Genomic DNA, 926 nt, shown 5'->3' with positions numbered 1-926 from the left:
GTTATGTTAAGTGGAAATTGACGGGTAGAGTCTTTTCAGTTTTATACGTGCCTGATCATTTGTGAACTGCCAATTGATTTTTGAGATTTTGTTATTCCTGTGATTTTGCCACGCTTCCACCTCTGATTTTATTTCCTTCTGGGTAGCCATATGGCGATTTAGGCATTGGCCATTGAGTACATGTAATTCGATTTCTGCCATGTTCAGCCAGCTCCCATGCTTTGGGGTGTAAACAAATTCAAACCTGTCTCTTAGCCGTTTAGCTTCTTCCGGCTCAAATGTTTCGTAAAAGGCCGATGCATCATGTGTTTTGAAATTGTCCATAACCAGTTTTATCTTTTTTGCCTGTGGATACATTTCTTCAGCTATTCTCTTGATAAATTTAGCCCAATCTGTTTTTGTTTTACGCTCAGTGATCTCAACCATCCTTTTTCCTTTCAGCGGTTCATTCGCCATAAAAATATTGACAATACCATGCCTGATGTATTCATAGTCCAGCCTAGCTTCCTGTCCCTGTTTCATGGGCGTTGATGCAACCTCTTCGATCAACTGCTTGGGCGATTCGTCCATGCAGACAACGGGGTGGTCTTCATCGTAAGGCATTTTGTATATGTCCAGCACATATTCCATATTGGCTACGAATTCACTGTTCTGTTCCGGCGGGATAACCCAGCCTTTCACTTTCCAGGGCTTAAGTTCGTTTTTTTTAACACCTCGCCCACTGTGACGTGGGATATGTAATCAATATATTTCAATTCTACCATCCGGTCCGCCAAAAGCCTCAATGACCATTTCGCAAAACCTTCCGGCGGTTCACTGCAACAGAGTTGGACCAATTTGGCTTCAATATCCCCATCTATCTTTTTTTTGTAATTCTGGCCTGAAGGTCTCCTTTCCAAAACACATTCAAACCCTTCTTCGATGAA

At 42.1% G+C, this 926-nt stretch carries 1 pseudogene; it reads right to left on the bottom strand.

Annotation, left to right across the window (positions count from 1 at the left end):
* Positions 1 to 6: 6 nt before the first annotated feature.
* Positions 7 to 926 (bottom strand): annotated as a pseudogene (locus BVH04_RS21250) (IS630 family transposase); the annotation flags it as partial.

The sequence above is a fragment of the Algoriphagus antarcticus genome (assembly GCF_002150685.1).
GTDB classification, from domain to species: Bacteria; Bacteroidota; Bacteroidia; order Cytophagales; family Cyclobacteriaceae; genus Algoriphagus; species Algoriphagus antarcticus.
Note: the sequence above shows the minus strand (reverse complement) of the source record. Positions and strands in the feature narration are given on the sequence as shown.